The sequence below is a fragment of the Blastocatellia bacterium genome, assembly GCA_016713405.1.
Lineage (GTDB): Bacteria > Acidobacteriota > Blastocatellia > Chloracidobacteriales > JADJPF01 > JADJPF01.
Genome location: JADJPF010000027.1, coordinates 208505 through 232940, shown reverse-complemented (window position 1 = coordinate 232940; position 24436 = coordinate 208505). Strand labels below are relative to the sequence as shown.

The 24436-nt window shown below is 33.9% G+C and carries 23 protein-coding genes; 14 read left to right on the top strand and 9 right to left on the bottom strand.

All coding sequences use genetic code 11. From position 1 onward, the window contains the following. The first annotated feature begins 66 nt into the window (after positions 1–66). The 8 genes from IPK14_26760 to IPK14_26725 all read left to right on the top strand — a co-directional run bounded on the left by IPK14_26760 (position 67) and on the right by IPK14_26725 (position 9303). Positions 67–3747, top strand: a complete 3681-nt coding sequence (locus IPK14_26760) for an Hsp70 family protein (GenBank protein ID MBK7996840.1) — start codon at positions 67–69, stop codon at positions 3745–3747. 4 nt (positions 3748–3751) lie between these two features. Beyond that, complete coding sequence (locus IPK14_26755) at positions 3752–4519, top strand: hypothetical protein (GenBank protein ID MBK7996839.1); 768 nt, start codon at positions 3752–3754, stop codon at positions 4517–4519. A gap of 41 nt (positions 4520–4560) precedes the next feature. Then, the gene (locus tag IPK14_26750) at positions 4561–5403 is read left to right on the top strand and encodes a WG repeat-containing protein (protein MBK7996838.1); all 843 of its coding nucleotides are present in this window, start codon (positions 4561–4563) and stop codon (positions 5401–5403) included. Then, entirely contained in the window at positions 5400–5669 is a 270-nt protein-coding gene (locus IPK14_26745; protein MBK7996837.1) for a WG repeat-containing protein, read from the top strand. Before IPK14_26750 ends, IPK14_26745 begins: the two co-directional genes overlap by 4 nt. 36 nt (positions 5670–5705) lie before the next feature. After that, positions 5706–6209, top strand: a complete 504-nt coding sequence (locus IPK14_26740; GenBank protein ID MBK7996836.1) for a phosphatidylglycerophosphatase A — start codon at positions 5706–5708, stop codon at positions 6207–6209. 206 nt (positions 6210–6415) lie between these two features. Further along, the gene (locus tag IPK14_26735; GenBank protein ID MBK7996835.1) at positions 6416–7813 is read left to right on the top strand and encodes a M48 family metalloprotease; all 1398 of its coding nucleotides are present in this window, start codon (positions 6416–6418) and stop codon (positions 7811–7813) included. A gap of 13 nt (positions 7814–7826) precedes the next feature. After that, complete coding sequence (locus tag IPK14_26730; GenBank protein MBK7996834.1) at positions 7827–8702, top strand: ATP-binding cassette domain-containing protein; 876 nt, start codon at positions 7827–7829, stop codon at positions 8700–8702. Positions 8703–8805: 103 nt separating this feature from the next. Further along, positions 8806–9303 (top strand): hypothetical protein, encoded by a 498-nt coding sequence (locus tag IPK14_26725; GenBank protein ID MBK7996833.1) that lies wholly within the window; start codon positions 8806–8808, stop codon positions 9301–9303. 120 nt (positions 9304–9423) lie between these two features. On the opposite strand, the gene IPK14_26720 is transcribed toward IPK14_26725, so the two are convergent. From IPK14_26720 to IPK14_26680, 9 genes are all read right to left on the bottom strand, one after another. Next, entirely contained in the window at positions 9424–10836 is a 1413-nt protein-coding gene (locus IPK14_26720; protein MBK7996832.1) for an adenylosuccinate synthetase, read from the bottom strand. A gap of 5 nt (positions 10837–10841) precedes the next feature. Then, positions 10842–11420 (bottom strand): TIGR00730 family Rossman fold protein, encoded by a 579-nt coding sequence (locus tag IPK14_26715; protein ID MBK7996831.1) that lies wholly within the window; start codon positions 11418–11420, stop codon positions 10842–10844. Between the two features lie 3 nt (positions 11421–11423). Beyond that, complete coding sequence (locus IPK14_26710) at positions 11424–13601, bottom strand: VWA domain-containing protein (GenBank protein ID MBK7996830.1); 2178 nt, start codon at positions 13599–13601, stop codon at positions 11424–11426. A gap of 205 nt (positions 13602–13806) precedes the next feature. Then, positions 13807–14736: a hypothetical protein gene (locus IPK14_26705; protein ID MBK7996829.1), complete on the bottom strand. Its 930-nt coding sequence runs from the start codon at positions 14734–14736 to the stop codon at positions 13807–13809. Positions 14737–14804: 68 nt separating this feature from the next. Next, on the bottom strand, positions 14805–15758 hold the full coding sequence (locus IPK14_26700; protein ID MBK7996828.1) for a hypothetical protein: 954 nt from the start codon (positions 15756–15758) through the stop codon (positions 14805–14807). Then, entirely contained in the window at positions 15742–16296 is a 555-nt protein-coding gene (locus tag IPK14_26695) for a hypothetical protein (protein ID MBK7996827.1), read from the bottom strand. Before IPK14_26695 ends, IPK14_26700 begins: the two co-directional genes overlap by 17 nt. A 30-nt stretch (positions 16297–16326) precedes the next feature. Next, positions 16327–17436 (bottom strand): hypothetical protein, encoded by a 1110-nt coding sequence (locus tag IPK14_26690; protein MBK7996826.1) that lies wholly within the window; start codon positions 17434–17436, stop codon positions 16327–16329. 89 nt (positions 17437–17525) lie between these two features. Further along, a complete protein-coding gene (locus IPK14_26685) occupies positions 17526–18638 on the bottom strand; it encodes a hypothetical protein (GenBank protein ID MBK7996825.1) in 1113 nt (370 codons plus the stop codon). A gap of 75 nt (positions 18639–18713) precedes the next feature. Next, positions 18714–19982, bottom strand: coding sequence for a hypothetical protein (locus IPK14_26680; GenBank protein ID MBK7996824.1), 1269 nt, complete (start codon positions 19980–19982; stop codon positions 18714–18716). A gap of 245 nt (positions 19983–20227) precedes the next feature. Between IPK14_26680 and IPK14_26675 the strand changes: the two genes are divergently transcribed. The 6 genes from IPK14_26675 (at position 20228) to IPK14_26650 (ending at position 24420) form a co-directional block, all read left to right on the top strand. After that, complete coding sequence (locus IPK14_26675; GenBank protein ID MBK7996823.1) at positions 20228–20653, top strand: protein kinase; 426 nt, start codon at positions 20228–20230, stop codon at positions 20651–20653. After that, the gene (locus IPK14_26670; GenBank protein MBK7996822.1) at positions 20632–21888 is read left to right on the top strand and encodes a serine/threonine protein kinase; all 1257 of its coding nucleotides are present in this window, start codon (positions 20632–20634) and stop codon (positions 21886–21888) included. Before IPK14_26675 ends, IPK14_26670 begins: the two co-directional genes overlap by 22 nt. Beyond that, the gene (locus IPK14_26665; protein MBK7996821.1) at positions 21830–22360 is read left to right on the top strand and encodes a hypothetical protein; all 531 of its coding nucleotides are present in this window, start codon (positions 21830–21832) and stop codon (positions 22358–22360) included. The genes IPK14_26670 and IPK14_26665 overlap by 59 nt, the downstream gene beginning before the upstream one ends. 7 nt (positions 22361–22367) lie before the next feature. Beyond that, on the top strand, positions 22368–22853 hold the full coding sequence (locus tag IPK14_26660; protein MBK7996820.1) for a tetratricopeptide repeat protein: 486 nt from the start codon (positions 22368–22370) through the stop codon (positions 22851–22853). Positions 22854–22957: 104 nt separating this feature from the next. Beyond that, positions 22958–23671 (top strand): CDP-alcohol phosphatidyltransferase family protein, encoded by a 714-nt coding sequence (locus tag IPK14_26655; protein ID MBK7996819.1) that lies wholly within the window; start codon positions 22958–22960, stop codon positions 23669–23671. Positions 23672–23706: 35 nt separating this feature from the next. Further along, the gene (locus IPK14_26650; protein ID MBK7996818.1) at positions 23707–24420 is read left to right on the top strand and encodes a hypothetical protein; all 714 of its coding nucleotides are present in this window, start codon (positions 23707–23709) and stop codon (positions 24418–24420) included. Positions 24421–24436 lie beyond the last annotated feature (16 nt).

Below are 24436 nucleotides of genomic sequence, written 5' to 3'. Positions count from 1 at the left end.
ATATCGTTGGAGTTGTTTTACAAGCAGTCATTATTTACTACTGTTTAACTATATAAAAATAGCAAAATGAAAGATTATTGGCGGTTAATAGGAATTACCAATGAAAATGCTTCTGATGAACAGATCAGACAAGCCCATTTTCGTACTTTTCGCTTTTATCAAGGGCGTAAAAATGAAAGTAAAAGTCCTGCTCAACGAGCAATTGCAGAATTAGTCATAGATTATTTACGTAATGCACAAAATAATCCTAATTTGCAAATACCCAATAGCATCAAGCATTTACTCTCAGATCCTTTACAAAGCAATCAAGAAAGTCCTGTTGTAGCTGAAAGTTTACCAATAACTTCTGCACCCCGTCCAATTCCAGTTAGAACGCCTCCTAAATCAACTAATCTACCACAAGTTCCACATAACAAACCTGTTGCATCAATTAACGATTTACCTTTACCCCCCAATTTTACTCCTCCAATGGCAAAACCTGTTTTTGCTGAAACTACTAAATCCGCTGTTAAAGAAGAAAAAGTCCCTCCTACAGAAAAAATAGCAAGTATAAATCTACCAAGTATTGTAGAACCTAGTTTAACTAGTGTTCCTCCTACAGAAAAGTTTCTTATACCAAATATTGAAACAGAAGTTGTTCCAAAAACAGATGACCTAAATAAACCTGCTATATCTAAAAACAACTCAACTGATTCTAAGCCTGCTGAAGTAGGAAATTGGGGACAATTACAATCATTAGTAAACCAAGTTTTAACTCCTCCAGATTTATTAGTACCACCAACAGTAAAAATTACTCCCCCAACAAACCTAGAAGAAAATAAAATAGCTATAGAAAAAAATTTTTTACCAAATACAAATATCTCTGATATTAGTAAACTTGATCCTTTTAGCACCTTTATTGCTGATAAAAAACATGACTCTATAAAACCTATAAACTCATTAGAAAATGATGAAGACCTCTTTTTAGATCTTGATGAAGAGTCTAATGATTCATCTGATTTATCTAATAAAGATGTTTTGCCCCCAGCAAAGACAGAAAATCCTATAATTTCTCAACTTACTAGCAGTGGGCAGCATTTTGTTATTGGTAATGTAATTAACTGCCCTGATTGTGAATGGGATATTTTATCTCAAACAGATAGTTATTGTTCTGGTTGTGGTAAAAGTATTACAAGCATTTCTGTTCCAAAAGAATTAATTGTTTATATTAGTGATAAAGGATCCTATACAAAAAGTTTTAGTATTACTAACGATGGGTTAATTCCTATTAAAATAGATTCATTTGAGGTAATAGACATAGATGCTAAGGTTGAACCAAATCAGCCAACTATATTAGGAAAAAATGAGTCTTTACAAATAAATCTTCATGTATCAGAAAATAATACCTTTGGCCGTCGTAGCGGTCGATTAAAATTTCGCTACCATGATAAACCCATAGATATTTCTGTTCAATTAAAAGAACCTCCAGAAATTCGTCTTACTTTTCCTGATGTGCCTAATTTTAGAAGTCTTTCAGAAGGATTTTTCCTACGTCTACCAATAAGCCAGCCTGTTTTTACATGTCAAGTAGAAACTAACACAGAAAATTTGCTTAGCATTGGTTCTATTAATATTGGCTCACAGTTTTTAATAAATAATCCTGTTCAAATAAAAAATGACCAACCTTATAAATTACAAATCCCTGTTCAAGAAAAAGAGCTAAACTTAACAATAGGGTTTCAAGAACTAGGTAGCCGACAATTTTTATTAAAACTCCAAGTAGTAGAAGTACCAAATATTGTTGATCAAATAGAGCGTTATAACATTGGAGATCAAGCTATTATTATTGGCTCTGGAATATTTTCTAGTACTTTACAACTAAAAAATTTTTTTGATTCAATTACTAAAGAAGGTAAGGGAACGGCTCAAAACATTTCTTTTTCAAATGCTCCTGACTGGTCAAAGCTAACTCCAGAAAATATTAGTAAGCTTGGGCCAAATGAAAATTGTTTAATTACTTTAGAAATAGACTCAAATAAAATTCTTGAACCCTGTCGTAAATATTTAGAGCTTAACCTTCATTATTATGACCCCCAATTAATTTGTGAGCGAGTTCGGCCCTTACCAATACAGCTAACTTTTGAATTTATTGAGCCTCAAGATTATAACGACTGGATTGCAATTGATTTTGGAACTAGCAATAGTTGTGCTGCAATGATTGAAGGTACAACTATCCGTACTTTATTAATTGATCCTATTAATCTTAATTCTAACCCAACGGAAAGCCCTACTTGTATACAGTTTGTTGATGAAAACACTCAATTTTATGAATATGGAGCAAGTGCTTTTACTAAACGCTTTTCCGGCCCCCGCGCCCTTAAAGCAACTGCTTGGGCATTTAAGCCATTGCTCTCAAAATCTCATGAAACTGTTTCACAAACTTTTTTAGATATAAAACATGGTAAAGCACACACTAAAACAGTAGATCAATTAGTAAGCATTTATGCTCATTCACTTATAGAAGCTATTAAACTACGTAATGGTATTACTCCTAAAAAAGCAGTAATAACTTTTCCAGTTACATTTGGCAAAATACAACGAGAGCGTTTAGCAACAGCCTTTCAGTCAGTAGGTTTAGCACAAGTAATTACACCTATTAGCGAACCTGTAGCTTTAGCAATTCATTATGCTTATTTGCACCGAGAAATTTTTTCTCAACCAGGGGTTTTTGCTGTTTTTGATTTTGGTGGGGGGACAACTGATTTAGCTATTTTTCATATTCAGCCACAAACTAGCCAAAATAAGCCTGAATTCCATTTGCTAGATGTTAGTGGTGTAGATTTAGGCGGAGAACTACTTACTTTTGAGTTAGCACGCTTTCTATATGAAAAATTAGTTCCTATAAACGAAAGAAATATATTTACTTTTCCTAGTAATTTAGAGGATCTTTTATCTAATAACTCAGATATTGTTAGAGAAAATTACCAGCGTTTAGCTACTTTAGCTGAATATATAAAACGTCATTTTGATCCTAAAGACCAAATTTTTAACCAAGAGTTGACTCAAAATCTAGTTAGCTCAACAGGTAGTCAAACCTTCCATTCAGATCTTAGTCTTCAAGAAATAGAAATATTGTTAAGACCTTATATTGAGCAATTAATTACTATTTTAATTGATATGGTAACGGCTCTTTATGATAGAAAATTAATTCCTGCTCGAAGACTAGATTGGATTTTATTAGGTGGAAATTCTTCCCTATTGCCATTAGTAACAGAGATGCTTTCTGAAGCTTTTTTTGATGGCAGTAAAGAAAGGGTTCTACTAGATAGAGAAAATATCAAGCTTGGTGTCACCAAAGGGGCTTTGCTTTATGCTGTTGCACCAGAAGCACTACCTTTTCCAATTGATCAAGTAAATCATACTTTACCTTGTCGTGTTGGTTTGCTAATTTCTGGCTATCGATTTGAGACAATTTTTGAGCGTGGTATTACTAACAGTGATAGCCAATCAAAACAAGAAAAAACTTTATATTTACCTCCAAATACAACAAAAATCAGACTTTACTATTATTTTGGTCATGAAAGTGATCCTAAAATATTTGGTAATCCTAAAATGAAGGAATATTCTATTAATTGTCCTTCAGAATTTAGTGGCAAAGATCTAAGTATAATTTTTGAGTTACTACCAGAATCTGCTGGAATAGAAATAACAGTAAGATTTGAGGATAAAGAAATAAAAGAAACTGCTCCCATATTAGGTGCTGGCTAAGTCTATGAATCCATTGCTAATATCAACAATACTGCTTGCTAGTTTGGTTATTGGCCTAATGTTAACTTGGTACTCCACTAAAAAAGAATTAAAAACTGCAAAACAAAAATTAGAAAGTCTAAACACTATGCAACCTTTTGATGCTAAACCATTAATAGATCTGCAAAAACGTGTCCAAGAACTAGAAAAAAAAGTTCTTGAAAATGTTGAAAAAGAAGACAAAGAATTTAACACCCTTTGGGCAGAACTTGAAAACTTACGTTCAGAAATATATCAGCAAATCAATAATGGAATTACCTTAAACAATTGGAACAGTTTACTTAAAGAACGTATTCCACATTTTTTAGAATTAAAAGCTGTGCTAAATGAGCTAATGATTGCAGATAAAGATTTAGCAATGCAATTTAATGATAGTCTACCAGCTTATTTAATTAATGAAAATTTGATTGCTGGTCTGTTAGATTTTGCTCGTTTACCTTATGAAAGAATAAATTGGCTGGAATTAGTTATTTTGCCTATTGATGCACAACTTGCTTTACCAGAAAGCCCAAATTTAATTGTTGCTCATCAAAAATTACTTCATTTAATTGGTTATGAAGCCATTTCACCTAAAACAGGAGAAACTTACCGCCCAGATTTTCATGAAGTTATAGAGCAACGACTTTCCACTTCAATAAGAGGAACAATTTTAGCTACTAAATCATTAGGCTATGTACATCAAGGAAAAGTGCTAAAAAAAGCTAAAGTAGTAATTAGTGCTGGTCAAAATTAATTTTAATAAAGAAATTCTCAAGTCCCTGATGAGGTATAAAAATGAAACGTTTTTTTATTTTGTTTATCTGTATCACCCTTTTAACAATTGCTTGTGGCAAAAAAGTAAATAATTCAACAAGTGAAGCTACTCCTAAAGTTGATCAAAAAGTTGTTGAAAAGCCAAGTGAAATTGCTAATGAAACTGCTAATAAATTCTCAGAATTTTCTGTTGTTATTAAAGATAAAAAATATGGTTTTATTGATAAAACTGGAAATATAGTTATTGAGCCTCAATATGATTTAGCTAATGATTTTTATGAAGGTTTAGCTTGTGTCAGAATTGGTCAAAAATGTGGGTTTATTGATACAAGTGGAAAAATTGTTATTAATCCAACCTTTGATGCTGCTGGTGATTTTTCTGATGGGCTTGCTTATGTTGTAGTTAATGGAGCATCTAGTTTTATAGATAAAACGGGTGCTGTAGTATTAAACACTTCCTATAGCTCCCCATTTGAAGAAAGTTATCCTAGATTTTATAATGGCTTAGTTTGCTTAAAAGATGGTGCAGATGCAGTGGTGGTTGACAAAAAAGGAAATGTTATTTTTCGCCAGCCTGAAGGCAGCATCCAAGATTTTGCTGAAGAAATGGCTGTAATATCTTTCCCGCAAGCAAATGGAAATCAGCTAACAGGCTTTATTGATAAAACCGGTATTATGGTAATTCAACCACAATTTGATTTAGCACTCTCATTTTCTGAAGGCTTGGCTGGAGTTAAAGTTGGTGGAGATGGTGGAAAATTTGGTTATATTGATAAGACTGGAAAATTTATAATTAACCCTCAGTTTGTTTCATCTAATGAATTTTCTGAAGGTCTAGCATCCGTTGAAGTAGATGGAAAATAGGTTTTATTGATAAAACTGGAAAAATAGTTATTCAACCACAATTTGAGTTTGCTGTAAGTTTTTCCGGTGGTATGGCAGCGGTTCAATTAGCCCAAAAATGGGGATTTATCAACAAAGAAGGTAAATTTGTAGTTAACCCAATTCATGAAAATGCTCGTGTATTTAATGGCATTGGTCAGGTTTTTAATGGTAGTCAAACAAGCTATATTGATAATACTGGAAAAACTATTTGGACTGGCGAGGCTCCAGAAACTTACGAACATTAAACAACATTTAATTCTTGCTTGGAGCAATCATTGGCAATAAAAAAAGCTACTACTCTACTACCAGCAAAAAACGCAACTGACTGGGCGGCTGTTATTATTGCTACTGGGCTAGGTAGTGGTTATAGTCCTGTTGCTCCAGGCACAGCCGGAACAATTCTTGCTGTCCCACTTTATATCCTTCTAACTTTTTATCTACAAATTAGCCTTATTAGTTATTTAATCTTTACACTTATTATAATTATTATAGGGTCAATTACTGCACAACGCGCAGGCAAACATTTTGGACAAGTAGATGCAGGTCATATTGTAATTGATGAAATAGCTGGATTTCTGGTGACTATGACTGGCATAACTTTAAGCTGGCCGTCTTTACTAGTAGGTTTTGCCTTATTTCGTATTTTTGATATTTGGAAACCTTGGCCGGTAAGATATTTTGACCGTAATGTTGCTAATGGCTTTGGTGTGGTAATGGATGATGTCGTAGCTGGCCTTTATGCTTTGCTAATAATGCAATTATTAAAATACTTGCAGATTTTTTAGCTTCTATATCTCCAATAATAATTACATTTTTATTTATATTTTTGTGCAAAATTCCCCATCTTTTTAACTTTTTTCAATCAATAGAATTTCAATATCTTGCTTTTTCAAAGAAAATACTATCTTTTCTAATAAAATTAGCATCAATTTATTTGGTATAAAGTTTGCTTTGCTAAAGTTTGATAAATTAATAATTAGGAGGATAGGTTATGTGGAAAAAAGTTCTGTCTATTAGCTTATCGCTTCTGATGATTTGGTTTAGCACAGTAGCGATATTAGCTTGTCCATCAATCGCTAACATTAATACCAAGATGACAGCACCAGCAGAAACATTAGCTCAGCTAGTTAACAGATCTTATATTGAGCTATTAGAAATTGCTCCAACTGTAAGTTTTTCATCAAAAGAGATTAATGACTTTAAAAAAGCTTTAGATAACCAAAAATCTAATGAAAAAAGCCAATTGGAAAAAGAAGAAAAAGCCCTTAAACAAGAAGTTAAGCTTTTGCGTGAAAAACTAGATAAGCTTAATAAAGAATCCTCTGCTGACACGGTTGAGATGAAAACAAGACGGCAAAATTTACATTGCCAAATCTTTAATTTAGAAAAACAAATTAAAGAAAAACACACTCAACGAGAGCATGGTTTATCAGTAAACTATGATAATAAAGTTGCCAAGCTGGACTTACTTGAGCAATGGCCCGCAAAACAAAGAGAAATCGAGCAAATACGAAATAGCGGACGTGCGCGGGATCGTCGCTTTGGTGATGTAGAAGATATTGGTATTCGTAAGGTTGGAGAAGGACAAGAAAAAGATATTCGTTTAGGCGAAGAATCCTTACAACAACTTAAAGCTACAGGTCTGCTACCACCAATAATTGAAGACAAAGAGTTGACGGATTATTTACAAAATTTAGCAAATCTAATTGCAAGTAAATCTGACTTAACAATTCATATACGAGTATTTTTACTAGACAGCGATGAGATAAATGCTTTTGCTTTACCTGGAGGTTATCTTTTCATCAATCGTGGTCTAATAGAAAAGGCTGCAACTGAGTCAGAACTTGTTGGAGTGCTAGCACATGAATTAGCTCATGTGTCGGCTCGACATGGTGCGCGGCTTATGAAAAAAGCCAACATTGCTAGTATTTTCTTTCAAGCAGCACAACTAGCAGCACTTATTTTTACTGGTGGTGCGGCTGGAATTGGAATGTATTATGCTCTTAACTATGGATTTTTTGGACTAGGCTTAGTTTTAGACTTAACATTACTTGGTGTTAGCCGAGATTATGAAATGGAAGCCGATCAGCTTGGTGTGCAGTATGCTTGGAATGCAGGCTATGACCCAAGAGGCTTTATTACTTTCTTTGACAAAATGGCTAGTGAAAAAGGCTATGTAAAATCAGCTAGTTTCTTTCGTACTCACCCAGCATTTTTTGAAAGAATTGTTAGCACCTTTAGTGAAATTTCTTACCTACCTGAAAAAGCAGAAATGGCTATGGATTCAACTAATTTTCATTCAGCCAAAGAGAAATTAGCTAAATTAGCTAAAGAACTTCGTAGTAATAAAGCTAAAGCTAGTCTTAAAAAGACTCCTGATTGTGATTAAAGGAGAAAATATTATGTCTAACACAATCTTAGTTGAAAAAGCTTTAACACCTGTTAATTTAGCAAGTTTAGCAGGTCAACTACTTACACCTGATACTAAAAAATTAGCTAAAATTTGCTTTCAAGATGTTTCTCTTTCTTATGCTGATAAGGTTGTGTTAGACAAAATAAACTTTTCTCTAGCAGAAGGAGAAATGAAAGTAATCCTTGGGGGATCAGGTAGTGGAAAATCTACTATATTAAAATTAGCTCTAGGGCTTATTAAACCTGATGATGGAGCAATTTTTATTGATGATTTTGATATCACCCAGGCTAATGAAACAAAGTTAAACAAAATCCGCCAAAAGATGGGAATGGTTTTTCAAAGTGGGGCATTATTTAATAGTTTAACTGTTTATGAAAATGTAGCTTTTCGCCCTCAAGAACTGGGTTGGAAGGAACAAAAAATTGATTCTGAGGTTAAAAAAGTCCTAGACTTTGTTGGTCTATTAGATAGTGCTAATCTTTTACCTGATGCTTTATCTGGTGGTATGCGTAGGCGTGTAGCAATAGCACGAGCAATTGTAGACAACCCAAGTTTAATTTTTTATGATGAGCCTACAGCCGGTCTTGATCCCCCAACTGCCAGATTAATCTGTGAAATGGCAATTAAGCTACGTGATATTAACAAAGTAACATCTCTTTTTGTTACTCATAAACTTGATGATATCCGTTTTCTTTCTAATAAATATGACGGGGAAGATTTTGTAGCCCAAAATGAGCATTTAGAAAAACTTTCTACCAAGATCAGCTTTTTAGTCTTAAATAATGGAAAAATTATTTTTGATGATTTGCCAAAAGAGCTTTGGCGTTCAGAAATTCCTTTTGTTCGCAAGTTTTTATATGGCTAGCAACTTAACTAACCAATACACACAACTAATCTTAGTTAGTTTTCCTTGCGCTAAAAACCAATTTACCTAATATTAGTTCAAAATAAATTAATTGGAGATAACTATGATCAAAAAACTTGTTAAAAATTTTTCTCTACTAGTCATTGCTATTTTATTAACAATTACACTACTACCTAGTGAATCCCTAGCACAAAGAGGAAGAGATAATGATAGAAATGACTATAGACGTTATGAACAAAGATATGCTAAACGAGATGTGTCAGAAATTATAAGACGTGTAGAAGAAGGTAGTGATCGATTCCGCCAAGATTTAGATCGAGATTTAGATCGTAGCAGACTAGATGGAAGCAAAAAAGAAGACAGAATAAACGAAGATGTAAAAAGGTTTGAAGATGCTCTTGACCGCTTGCGCCGTGAATTTGATCGCAATGATAGTTGGTGGGAATCAAGAAACAATGTCCAAGCCGCACTTGATTCAGCAAGACCAGTTGCAACAAGAATGCGTAACAACCCATTTAGCCCAAATGTACAAAATCAATGGAGGAATTTGCGTAGAGACTTAAATAAGCTTGCTTTTGTTTATAATCTTCCTCAAGTTTAAATTTTTGACCCAACCAGAGTGCTAAAACTCTGGTTGGGTCAAAAGCCATTACAGGGCTTAAAGAATTTAAGATTAAACCTTTTAAGCCCTGTAATGGCTTCTGACAATAGGCTAGCCTATCTAGCTTATTTTGTCTTCTGCTGTAACCCCAATAGATATAATTTTTATAGGAATACCCAACTTTTCACTAATAAAATTAAGGTAGGCTTTTATATTTGCAGGAAGTTCTAAAATAGATTTAATCTTATCCATCTTTGCTAACTTAAACTCTTTATAAATTGGACAACAATCTTTTAGTAATTCTGCTAGTTGTCTTTGATATTCCTGAGAAGTTTCTTTAGGCACTTTAATACTGCTAACAAATACTTGATTATTATCTAAATATGTATCAAAAAATTTTTCTACTAAATCTATATTTTTACCAATGTATTGATAACTAGTACAAATTTTAGCTATTGGCAATTCACATAAACGATCTAGGTTAGTAATAGCTAAAAAATCTATATTTTCAACTACTTGACAAGCATATTTAGCTGCAATTAAATCAAACCAACCAACGCGAAAAACACTTTGCCATGGATTATTACCATTATGGTAATCAGGTAGTTTTGTAGTTAATTCTGAGTCTTCTGTTACAAATGGCCCTGCTCCATGTCGGCTACTGTAAGCACGAAGTAAGCCTATTTTCTTAACATCTGCTTGATAACCAGCCGACTTTAACAACCTATCAGCATTAGCAAAAGTAGTCTGGCTTTTTGTCACGTGCGGCCAAAAACCTCGCTCAAAATCTAATAAAACTCCTTGCGCTCCTTCTAAAATTATTGTGCCATTGCTAGCAAAAAATTCTTCTAGTTTTCTCTCATTAACTAACTTTATTTTGCTAATAAAATTAGTATAAGCTTCTGTTAATTCTTCTATATAATAGGGTTGCTTTAACTTTTCTAAGTATTTTATTAATTCTGGGTTGTCTTTTTGTTGGCTAACAAGTTGCTCGGCTAAATCTAATTTAATTTGCCAAAGGAATTTTAACTTTTGGTAAGTTATTTGTTTATCTGCTAAATCTTTGATAAACAATGCTTTATCTTTTAAGTAATGGCTATCTAAAATTGTTTGTCCAACACCTTTTCCACAACTTCCATGACGATTGTCACCACGCGACATTTCTTGCATTTGATTAATAATTTTATGAAATGGTGTAGTTACTAAAGCGTTTCCATCTATGCTAAGCCGAGTTAAAGCATCTGTAACGCCTTTTTCCTCTAAGGCTTTGTTTTCAACAATTAAAGATAAGGGGTCAACCACCATATAGCTAGAAAGATATGTTTTTACATTTGCAACTAAACTACCAGAGCCAAATTGAGCAAAACAATGTGTTAAACCTTCATTTGTGACTACATGATGAGCAGCCTGCGATCCACCATTAAATCTAATTATTGTATGAGCTTGAAATTTCCGGGTAAGGTAATCTGTAACAGTTCCCTTACCTTCATCACCATAACCTAAACCAACTACAATAAATGCTTGTTTTGCCATTTTTGCTAGGTTTTGCTTAAATCCAATGTTTCTTGATCTTTTGTAGGATAATTTAAGAATCTTTCTAGTAGTTTTGTACTTTCAGATTCCACAAAAATTAGATCTCTAGTTTCACTTTTAACAAACTCTTCTTCAACACTGTAATTGATGAAATCAATCAACTTATCATAATAATTAGCAACATTTAATATTCCACAAGGTTTATTATGAATACCAAGTTGTCGCCAAGTTAATATTTCAAAAAGTTCTTCAAAAGTGCCTATTCCACCAGATAAAGCAATAAAACCATCGGAAAGCTCGGCCATCAAAGCTTTTCTCTCATGCATTGAATTAACTACTTTAAGTTCAGTTAGTTGGCGGTGAGCCAGTTCTTTTTCTACCATAAAGTTTGGAATAACGCCTATAACATTGCCATCTGCTTTTAGCACTGCATTAGCGATTTCTCCCATAAGTCCAACATTACCACCACCATAAACTAAACCTATATTTTTCTTAGCCATAAGTTGGCCCAACTCCTGTGCAGCTTTTTTATATTCTTGTTTTGCACCAAAAGTTGAGCCACAAAATACACAAATTCTTTTCATAAACTATTTTCCTAAAATTTCAAAATCCATTTCTTGAGATTGAACACGGTTTTTGTTTGCCAAATCAGTAACAACAACCTGAAAGGTATATCTACCAGAACTTAATTCTGTCCCTAAAACAAATTTGCCGCCAGCTAATAAATTTTCTAAATCTTGTTGGCCTTTTGTATCAATTATTACTTCATTAGTAAATATTTGTTTACCCTCTCGATAAAGAATTGTTTGTTGTTTAAGTATAGGTTTCTTTACTTTAGAATCAAGTTTTGGATTGTAGATATGATAGCTATATTGAAGTAAAGCTCCTGAATGGAATTTTCTAGTAGCTAATGTAATAAGTTCTAGTTCGCTATTTCTATTAGGGTCTTTTGTTCGATCTTCAGCTAAAGTAAGACCTGATAAAGTTAGTTTGTTAGATTTTATTTCAGGTATTTCAACTAATTGACCAGCAGAACCAAGTTTTTTAGTAGTAGTATCTCTAACAACAGCCCTTACTTGATATGTACCTGATAGTTTGGCTGGAGTATTTAAGATAATAGCAAAGCCTTTGTTTAATAGGTCTTGGAGCTTATCTTTCTTTACTTTTAGATCGCTAGTTTGAATTACCCTATTAATTAAATTGCCATTCTTTCCAAATGTAAAAATCAATAATTCTAGGTTAGCTTTCTTTAAATCTTCGCCTTCATCAGTAAAAGTTAGGTTTTTACAATCAATATAAAGTAGGGATCTTACTAAACTACCATTTTTCTTGTCATAGCTAAATAATGGAGTTACTTGCAAATAAATATCTTTAGCACCAAATGGAGAAATAGCAGCATTTATTAATTCCTCTGTAGGTGTAAGTGCTTTGTATTCTTCATCTTTAATACCATAAAAGCCAGTTCTTGTTCTTACGCTTAAGCCGGGAAGTTTTACTTTTACAGATAATTTATGATAAGGGTTTTTAGCATCAAAAGTGCCTTCTTGCGGGCTATAACCAATTAAGTAATAACCTTGTTGATCGGCTAAGGAAGTTTTAATTCCTGTTTCACTTCCAACGCTAAAAATTCCACCTGTAGCACCAGCTAGAGTTCTCATCCCTCTTTGAGTACCAATCTGCAAATTTGCTCGGTTTTCTATTGTACCTTGTATTTGTCTCTCTACATCATTAGAAGCGTTAGTTCCTACTGTAGAAGTAGGGCTAAAATCATCTGCTGCACTTAGTGCTATACCCGGCAGTAATCCCCTAGCATCAACCGTATAACATACAACAGAAGCACGATTGGCTGTTTCTATCAAAGAGTTAATTGATTCTGTAACTATCCTATTAGTTGAATTAACAGTATTCAGAACATCTGCTCTTCTTGTATCAGTATTGATTGAACTACTGGTTTGAGGAAGCCCTGAGCCAAGATCAGCGGGATCTGGAAAACTACCAGAGAAAATAACTAGAGATTTTCTTCCTGGAAGGTTTTTTAACCCATCAATTACAAATTTGATTTCTCTTAAAGAAGCCAAGTATGAACTAAAAATTTGGTTGCCGCTATCACCTGGATCATCTAGCGCGGTTGAGGCTACAGCCTCCACAGAATTAACGCCTGTACGATTAAATCTTGTTAGATTTCCTTTTATTTCTTTAATTGCTGCATAAAGCTGCTGTTTGTTACTAGTAAACTGTTGTAATACGCCAACTCCGGCACCTGTACGAATAATGGCTACAAGGTCTGTAGGTTCTAATTTATCATCAACATATTTCTTAAGATTTGCTTTAACAAGCTCTATTGAATCTAGCGGAAGACCTAGTTCATCAACTACAAAAGCAATTGTGCGGCCAACTTGATTTCTTTGTGCTGTTTGCAAGTTTTTTGATTCAGGATTTGTTTTTGGATTTATTTCTGTGCTGGCAGTTATAACTGGATTTGTTTCACTAGTTTTAGTAGGCTGAAGATCAATAAATGAAAAATTAGTAATCTCTTGTAATTTACCATCTTCATATATTTCAAAATCTTCTGGCTTTAAATCTTTAACTATTCTTCCCTTTTTATCTTGAACTACTACATCAAATTGAATTAATTCTGTAGTAATTTTTACTGCTGGCTCTTCTTCTGTTTGTGGCGATTGAAAGGTTTGTTTTGCAAGTGTAGGTGTAGTAATTGTTGAAAATAATAAAGATATAAGAACAACATATGTAAGTAATTTTGACATAACATCACCTCAATTATAGTAATTTTCCCTGGTCAAAACACTAGCTTAAGTTTTTATTAATAAAGTAGAAATTAAAAACTCTGCCATTCTAACATTAAAACATTTTACTTAGTTTAGAATTGGTAGATAGAGATGTAGACAAGAAGTAAGTTAGTTGTCTGTAGGTGTAAAATTGTAGAGAAATTTTACCTGGTGTAAGCTCTACTTAATTTTCTGAAATATTAAGAAAATCTTCCCAAGCCCGGATTGCTTTTTCAAAATGTTGATTACAAAGCCCATCTGAAAACATAAAATGCTTATATCCAAGTATTTGCATTAGTTTTATATCTGCTAAATCACCTATTGAAACTTCTCCTTTACTTTCAAAACCAGCAAAAATACGTGATGCAACAATAGCATTACTATCACGCTTAATAATTTGCTCTAGTGCAGGCAAAATTTTAGCTTTATTTTCTCCAATATTGATCATTAAATCATCTCGTGCAGCCATTAAAGAACAATTTGCAACTGTATTAATATTAAATCGCTCAATAAAATTTAGTCCTTTTGGTGATTCTATCTTTAACACAATATTAGTGTTATCTAGCTTAAATGGTTGTTTTGCCAGTAAAGCTTGAAAATCTTCTATATCAGAAAATTCTTCTACAAAAGATAACATAAAGCTATTTACTCCTAGCTCACAAGCAGCCGTGATATATTCTAAATCTTCGCTAGTAAAATAACCCTTTATTTTTAAGTTATTTCCATGAATATTAATTGCTTGTCCGCTGCCTACGGCATAACGTGGCGCAGGATCAACATAAATAACATTTCCTTTTACAACTTTTACTTCTGACCATTCATTACCACGAAAAAAAACCTTAGCTGGGCAATCAACCTCTATTTCATGGTTAAGTATTATTTTTCCAAAGTTAGGCACAGCCCAATTAACAATGCGTAGTTGGCGGCCTTTTAAGTCCACCCAGAGTTTTTTCTCAAAACGCTCGGTCAAAGCCAAGATTCTAGTTAATGTCTCTTTTGCAGAATAAGCAGAACAAACCCCAGTGTTATAGCGAACTTCGTCAACTAATGGATGGGAAATAATTTGAGTAAGCAATCTATCTTGATGAACAGGTGGCAAGGTTGCAATAAGCATTTTTTATCCTAAAAAGTTAAAAAAGGGTAAGCGTTTTACTTACCCTTTAAGGTTTTTACACCATAAAATTAAAGTCTTTTAGATTTTCCACCACGTTTTTTACCAGCATCTCGGCTTGGTAGTCCACTACCTTCAATTTTGGTTAAGGCAGTGGCAGTGCTAACAGCTAGCCCTTCAAGTGCTTTTCTAGTTTGGCCTTGGCGTATTTCAGTTTGACCACGACCTTGCATATCTACTAAATAAGTGTCTAGGTCTGAAGTCCCTTCAACTAGTGCTAATGCTCCTAACATCACATCAACAATTGCTTGTGGATCATCAATTAATAGAATATTTTCTGGAGAAATTACGCTTGCCCATTGACGTTTAATTGTTTCATCATCATAACCAGCATATTTTTCTTCCTCGTTCTCGTCAGCAGGTCGCAGATTAGGATCATAATCAAATTCATAGACATAAACATTACTGTCTGAGCCTGTTTTATTTGCTGGTGTTTGACCCTCAAAATGTTTAACTTCTCCATTTATTTCTACTTCTAGTCGAAATGGTGTTGGCGTGTGGCTACGTTCATGAAAACGGTAGTTTTGCACATAAATTTTATAATGACCTTTTTTAGCATCACCTTTTTTCCAACGAATATTTTCTACTGGTTTAGTAGTTTCACCAGATACATTCATATCAACATCCAACCATCCACCACAAGGAGAACGCTTATCACCATAATAAATATGATAATTATTTGGTGTAACTATGTGTAAATCCAAGTCATTACGGTTATTCCAAAGTAGGGATGCACGAATATCTACACCTTCATAAAGTCCGCCTGCCGCCTCAACACGTTTTTTAATTTCTGCATCAATATCGCTTTTTCTTTCTATCCAAGATTTTTGTGGATAGATAAAAAAGACTTGAAATTTTTCTTGTAATTGAGCAAAAACCTGTGCTGCTGGAATATCATCTGGAACATCATCACCAATTAAATTTTTAATATGATTTTTGTCTACTTTGTTATAAAAAACCTTCATCACCTACAAAAAAGAAATAGCCTTTTTTATTTCGTGCTGTAGCATCAAGAATTGAGTGATTAGCAAAATAATATGCCATTAATTCATAAGATTCTTGTCCTGTTCCACCACCACCTTCTTCTAACCAAACTTTACTTAAAGCTTCATCTAGTCGGTTATCGGACTCAAATTGCCCAACTTGAATTGGAGCATTATCAGAATTAGCATCACCAATAGCAGCAAAGCTAACTTCTGGGTCTGGAGCATAGCCTTTTAGGATAATTTGCCCAATAAACATTGGTAATTTACCGTAAATTACTTTTGCATCATCCCCACGAGAGCGTGTAACATCCATAGCAACCACAATAGGGGTAGTAAGAGGATGTTGTGGAGAATCGCGGCATTCTCGTTTTTTACCTTTGATATTTAGGTCAGGGTGACATTCCCGCCTATTAGTTGCAGCATTAGGATCTGAACTATAACCTTGATAAGTAAAAACATCTTGTTGAGTTGAACGGCTACGTTCAGCCACATCACCATCATAATATCCACCACCCATAGTGGTATCTCCTTTCTTGACTAAACAGAGTTACATTTCAAATTTTAAGAATTTCTTTGGCCCCCAAAGTTCCACTACCAATTTATCTAGTTGCTCATGCATTTGCCAGGCATCTTGAGCGCGCTGTAGTGGACTAGGTAAAGTAAAATACTTAATTAATCGTTGAAGTTTCTCATTAATATGACTAGGAATTGTATTGGTTTTTACATCTCCACCTAGTAGAAAGATCATACATTTTCCTACTGAGTAAAGATCTGACGCAGGAATAGGTTTTTTACGTTCTGCTACTTCTGGCGCGCTATAATCTTCATTAAATACCTTAAATTTATCTCCTGTTTGAAAAGGGTTAACTGCTGCATAGCTCCAATCAATTAAAAATAAGTTATGATCTTTTGGTCTAATCATTAGGTGAGCAGGTTCAATATTTCCATGAACTATACCTTTGCTATGAGCATAGCCTAACACAGTAAGTAAGCGGTTAAGTATCCAAACCATATGTTTTTCCGCTACACCATCTTTATATTTTTCTCTAACTGAATAAAGGTCATAGCAATCTGCTAAATAGCCTAAAATCAAGCCAAATTGCCCATCTGTAGTCTTAAATTGGTCATAAAAAGTTGGAAGATATTTGCTGTATCTATTTGGCTGACCAACAAGCAGTTTTAGAACTTTAATTTCATTTTGAGCTAAATCATTATCTGCTGGATCGTCTATAACTTTTGCAACTATCGGTACTGCTTCGCCTGTTTCGCTAGTAAAATCACCTTTATAAATTATTGATAAATCGCCTTCTGCTAAAGTCGAACGCAAATGATATTCACGTTGACGAGTTTTGATAATAAAGTCAATTTCTTCCTCTTCTTCATCAGGAGCATTTGAACCATAAATTTCTTTTTCAATTCTTGTTTTTGCTCTTTCATAAAAGGCTGAAAGCATTGGAAAAGCGTCTGCTGCCATTTTATGATCAGTAGAATTATGGGGGTAGCGATCTGGATGCAAAATTTTAGCAAGTTGCCTATAAATAGCGTTTACTCGCTCTTTTTGTACTTCTTTATCTAACCCAGAAAGAAGCCCAAAAACATCTTCTGACGTTTCGGCCTTTTGCAAAGATTGGTAGGTAGCCTCTAATTCGTTACTCATCAAAACACCTCTTATTTTGTTGACTTTCTACCTTCGTGTATAAAATACACAAACATTTAAAAAACTGCAAGAGGAAATTGTGAAACTTTTCACAATTTTTGATAAAGCTTATGTTCTTTAATATAATCAGCAACATCACGAGTTACAAGGTCTTCAATAGACTCATGTTTGGCTAGTCGTTCCCGGATAAGACTGCCTGAGCCAAAAAGGTTATCTATTTGTAAAACTTGCGCTTGTAGCGGCAAGTCTTCTTTTTCAACTAGATAACCAGGACGGCTAAGAACCAAAAATTTAAGTTCTTGCCAAATTCTTTGACCTTGTTGCCAAACTCTATGAATTTCTGATTTTTGCTCACGTCCACCTGTTATTATATCGCCGCCTACAACATGCCAGATTTGTTGATTTGGAAATTGTTTTTGATAACGCTCATCTAGCAAATAAGTAGGTGTATAAGTATTATTATCTAAATCAAAAAAATCTAGTTCTATTTTAGGTAGCCCAGCAAATCCCCTTTTAACAAGCTCTTTGCGATGATTTAAGGAAATAGCAGAAACAGAAGATTTATCGCTACGAATGCCACAAGGCACAACTACAACTAAGTCAAAAAGCTGAATTAAATTTTCTGCAATTTGACGATGATGTTTGCCAGTAGGGTTAAAGCTACCTCCAAAAATTGCAATTTTAGTTTGTCGAGCAAGTATCATTTTTTTTAATTGTTGGTAACGTTCAGTAAAATGGGCAGATAAAACAGATTCGCGTAAATCACTACCAAAAGCGCGTTTGCTAACAATAGGAACTGGAACGCTTTGGACACGCTTAAAATAAGAGCTATGAAACAGTCGCCAATGTTTTTCTAAATCATTAAGAAAGTCTTGTTTACTGATAAAAAGCCGATGTAAAGTGTCTGGCTCTAGTTTTAATTCTTTTTCCAAATTGTCTTCCAGATATTTTTCTAAAAACCATTCTGGATTAAGTCGAAAATCTGTAAAAGCCCTAACCATTTCATCATGGTAGCCTCTGCGGTTTAGACTGCCATAATCAAAAGGATCTTTTTGATTTTCCCGTAGTTCTGCTGTTGGAGCAATTTCAAAACAGCTTTGAGGAATAACTTCTTTTTTATAAATTATTTTATTTAAGTAATCTGCTAATTGATAAACTTCCCTTTTAACAAGATCTCCAATAGGTGCAATAAATCCAGCCATATCACCATAAAGCGTACCATAACCAAACGCTGCTTCTACTTTGTTCCAATTAGAACTAAAAACAGCTTGTAGATTTTAGGCTTTAGCAGCGAGGATTTCCATTCTTACCCTAGCTTGAATATTTTGATAACTCGCGCTACCTACCTCAACATTAGTTTTTTGAGCAATTAGGTCTACTATTTCTTGAATTGGGCAGACTTCATAAGCTACTTCTAAATTTTTTGCTGTTTCTTCGGCAATTGAGCGAGTTTCTTTACTATTGTATCTTGAAGGCATGTTAATTGCGGTAACATTTTCTTTTCCTAACACATCAACATAAAGAGCTAAAGTTAAAGCAGAATCAATTCCCCCACTTAAACCAACTATTACCCGTCTATAATTAGGCGGGAGAGTTTGAAAATACTCTTTAATTGCATAACTAACAGCTTGATAAAGCTCTTTTGTATCATCTAAAGAAGGATTTGGAAGAGGCTGTATATTATCACTAAAGGTAAATTCTTTAGTTCCAATTTCGTAAGCACCCATAGAAAAAATAATATTTCCTGATTGATCATAAATTGTGCTGCTACCATCAAAAACAACTAAGTTTTTTCCAGTATTTTGAAGCCCTGCATTATTTACATAAATAAAAGGCGTTTTTGCTTCCTTAAGTAATTCTTTTACTACCTCATGACGTTTTCTATTTTTTTGCCAACTCCAAGGAGATGCAGATAAGTTGATAATAAGCTCTGCTCCATTATTTACTAAATACTTCGTAGGGTTATAGCAATAATCATCATGCCACATATCTTCACATAAAATTACACCTATATTTATAATTCCAAGCCGAGTATTTATTTCAAAAGGAAAAAAATAGTCTGTTATTTTAGGTATTTCGCTATCTTGTGAGCTAGTTTGTAATTTTTCTTCAAAAAGCTTACGCATAGAGTAAAAATGTCTATCATCATCAAAAATACGGTAGTTAGGATGAAGTGTTTTATAAGTATAACCAACCCATTTACCATTTTGAGCTACTAAAGCACTATTAAATTTACGTAGGTGACCATTTTCACCCTTACTTTTTGTTTCTAAAGTAATATTGCCCCAAATAGCTATAATTTCACCTTGAGTAGCAATTCTAATTTGTTCATTACATCGCTGTGCATCTTTAATAAAGCTTTCATCGTCGTATAAATCGCCAATGATGTAACCTGTTACACACATTTCAGGAAAAATAATTATATCTGATGCAGTTTCTTTAGCCTGTTGAATTTCTTTAATAATATAGTCCCGGTTTAGATCTGGCCGTCCAGCAATAACTGGCATTTGAGAAATAGAAATTTTAAGTTTATTTAGTTTATTCATAGCGCGATGCTCCAACATTTTCATTAACCAACAGTCTTATGAAATCTAAAAACCTTGAACTTTAACTAATATTTAATAACTAATATTCTTTATGTATATAAATTGTATATTTTTTGTAAAGTAAGGATTATATTCTAATAGTTAACTATTGGCTTTCCATTATTTTTTTCTGTACAATATCTATGCCAAAAATAAATTAAAAGTTAGTTAAAAGCTTCCAATAAGTTTTAATGGAGTTTATATTTATGAAACAGTGCTTAAAGTGTAAGAAAGAATCTTCTAATGCTTCAGAACCTTGTCCTTATGATGGTGGTAGGCATCTGTTTGATGAACTTTTAGGCATTACAATAGATGGTAAATATAAGCTAGAAAAATGTATTGGTCGCGGAGGTATGGGAGCAGTTTATCTTGCTACACATATTCAAGTTAATAACAAAGTAGCAATTAAAGTTTTGCTTAAAAGCCTTATAGAAGCCCATCCTGCTGCTTATGATCGCTTCCGCCGAGAAGCTCAAGCAACTGGCCGTATAAAACACCCAAATGCAGTATCAGTAACAGACTTTGGACAAACTGATGAGGGAACAGCTTATCTAGCAATGGAATATGTCGCTGGCGCACCTTTACGCCGGCTTTTAGATAAAACGCCAAAATTACCTTTAGACCATTTCTAAATTTAGCAAAACACATCTGTGCTGGAATTTCTGCTGCTCATAAAGCTGGAGTTATTCACCGAGATATAAAGCCTGATAATGTAATGGTTGAAATTATTGATAATCAAGAAGTTGCACGTGTTTTAGATTTTGGTATTGCTAAACTTAGAGATAATCAACAACATACAAATTTAACAGAAACAGGCGCGTTATTAGGGACTCCTAATTATATGTCTCCTGAGCAATGTACAGGCAACCCCATAGATCACCGTACAGATATTTACTCTCTAGGTATAATGTTTTATCAAATGATTTCTGGAGAATTACCTTTTAAGGCTGTTAATGCTCCAGCATTAATAATTATGCATGTTACCCAGGCCCCGACACACTTAAAAGAAATTTGTCCAAGTGTACCAGAACCACTTGCCAAGGTAATAATGCAAACACTAGAAAAAAATCCTAATGATCGTCAGCGTTCTGTAGTTGAACTAATAGAACAGCTAGAAGCCGCCCTTATCCCAAATGCTAGTCAATGGCGGGTAGTTTATTATGGACTACTTGATACAGGTGACAGCACTAGACAAAAGTTTTTACAAGGTATCCAACAGGACTTTGGCATTTCTGCTACCCAAGCAGAACAAATAATTTCATCAAAAGGAATGAGCTTAAAGAAAACTCAAACCCAAGCAGATGCCTGTAAAATTGCTGATAAACTTCGTAGCATTGGAGCTAATGTAAAAGTTGAATCTATCATAAGTGAAAAATCCTTTGACTCATCTAATAACACTATTGCTCCAATCAAAATTGGTCAAACACCTGTCAATGAACCAACTGTTGACCCTTTACTTGAAACTGATAGCTATAAAATGCTTTCCTATGTGACAGAAAAAGCTAAAGCTAGCACAGGTGAATTAGGAGGACATACTGATAACTTATCAGAAGATGCAACTGTTAATTTTTCTAATACAATAGGAACTAAAGCATATTCCTCATCCCCTGTCTTAAGTTCATCTAATTTACCACCTTCTAATACAGATCAACTACCAACCCAAATCAACACACTAAATAATAATGCTAGTCCTAATACCAGCCCATTACCTAATGCAGCAACTATTATAGAATCAGCATTTTTATGGAAACTTAATTTAGATGGTCAAATACATGAAAATTTAACTGAAGAAACTATTGAAGCCTGGGTTGTATGTTGGAATCACCCTTTTTATTCAATACTATACTTATCTTTGTGTCAAAGATGATACTTATTATGTATTACTCTCTAATAAACTCAATGTAGCTACAGTTAGAGAAAAACTTCAAGATAGACTAAAAGAAAGAAGAGTTTATATTCCAGATGATCAAATTGCTGTAATAGCTGATTATAAAAAGCAAAATGTAGCTGTTTCTATTAATTTTAAACAACCGTTGATTTTTATCCCTATTCGTTATGAAGTAAAACGCCAAAGCAATATAAAAATTACTATGGATCAATTACTTCAAGTTACTGAAGAAGATAAAATTGAGTTAGTTGGAGTAACAGAAAATGAAATAGAAGATTATCGTAAGAAAAAGGCTGAAGAAGAGGCAGCAAAAGCACAAAGTGGTTATGTAGCAGATCGTCCATTAAATGAGCGAGATGCCTTGATTTTAGAATTAGGAAATCAGGAAAAAGGGATTTTACCTAGTCGAGGTTTAATTAGACAAGCAATTCGAGCTAAACAACAAGAATAAAGGTTTTATGCTAGAAACAGACTTAAAAAAAACGGCTCTAACTTATTTTAAGAAAGGCTTTCAGGCCCAAAATAGCGGTAATTTAAGCGAAGCTATAAGCCTTTATAAAAAATCTATTGAAATCTTCCCTACAGCAGAAGCACATACATTCTTAGGCTGGGCATATAGCTTTCAAAACCGCTTAGAGGAAGCAATTGCTGAGTGCCATCAAGCAATTGCCGTAGATAGCACCTTTGGCAATCCTTATAACGACATTGGAGCATACTTAATAGAAAAGGGTGATTATAGTGCAGCTATTGATTGGTTAAAAAAAGCTATGATAGCACCTCGTTATGAGTGTTATTTTTATCCACACTATAATTTGGGTAGGATCTTAGAGAGGCAAGGAAAATATTTAGAAGCTATTAAACATTATAGCAAAGCATTAAACTATAACCCTAACTATACATTAGCCTTTAAAGCTGTAAGAAAAATGCAAAAATTATTAAATTAAGAATATTTAGTAATAAGCGGTCAATTGTTGACAAACAATTTTTAAGTCAACTAAGATTTGGGGTTATCACAAAGTGTTTTTTCCGAAAGGTCATCAGCAAATCTATGCTCGGCGAACAAATTGGTAATGTTGGAATACGTGCCGCAGATGCTATCGTGCGTGCAATTGCAAGTTTACGACCCAACCCCAATCATCTTACCTTCGCTGGTCTATTAATCAATATTGCAGCAGGCATTATTTTTGGCTTTGGATATTTTTTTATAGGTGGCTTAGTGCTACTTTTTGCTAATATTTTTGATATTCTGGATGGTCGAGTAGCTCGTTACACTGGAAGAGTCACCAAATTTGGTGCTTTTTTTGACTCGGTAATGGATCGCTATTCAGATATTATTGTTTTATTAGGTATAATTATTTATTACTCTCGTGATACTGTTGATCATAGTACCCTTTATGTAGCTTTAACAGGAATTGGTTTAGTAGGTTCTGTACTAGTTAGTTATACTAGAGCTAGAGCAGAAAACTTAATTTCTGGTTGTAAAGTAGGTTTCTTAGAAAGACCAGAAAGAGTAGTATTATTAATTATTGGTTCATTAACAGAAATTGGCCCGGCTGATCATCCTTTATTACACAAGATGAGAGCCGTAATTTGGGTTTTAGCAGTTCTTTCTCATTGGACAGTCATCCATCGAGTTTATCACACTTGGAGAGAATTAGAACGTGAAGCAATTGAAGCAAAAGCTCAAGCTGCATTAGAAGAAAAAGAAAAAGTAGATGGTTCTAAATCTGGCTTAAATGATGTTGCTGCATCTCGTGCTTAAACATCTAACCTAGAAAGAAAAGTGAGGTATAAGTTATGGTATGTCCTTGTTGTGGTCAAAAAATGCTGCAAGAGACTTTAAGTTGTAACTGTGGAGCACAGGTAGTTGGGCCACCCTTAACCGAACCTGCTTATTTTGTCCCTCCAGTCGGCCGTGCAGTAGCCTCAATAACTCTAGCCGTTATTAGCATCTTTGCATTTATTTGGAAATCATTATTTATCTTTACAATCTTATCTTTATATTTAGCCTTTACAGCACGTAAAAGAGCATTGGTAGATTCACGTCATTTTGGTGGACTACGTACAGCAACTACAGCCTTAGTTTTATCTTCTATAATAGTTGCTGGTATGCTTACTTATGTTGGTTTAGGAATACCTAAGTACTTTAAAGTGCAAGAAGAAAAACAACAAGCAGCAACTCGCGCTAAAATGTACCATTTAGCTGCTTCACTTTATGAGTATAAGATAAAACATGGTGCTTATCCTGTTAGTTTAGAAGAATTAAGATCTGAAACTGCTGAAACCGCTGAACTTGTAGATTTTTGGGAAAATAAATTAAAATACAAAGCTACAGCAGAACTTGCTGTAGATGCTCAAGTTGGCAAATTGCCTTTCTTTAATCAATATCAATTAGTTTCGCATGGTGCTGATGGTAAGCTAGGAACAGCAGATGATTTAGTAATGGTGGACGGCATTATTTCTAGTTCTACTAAAATTACTATCTCTGAAGAAGAATCTTCTGAAGAATAAATCTAGTCTTAGAATC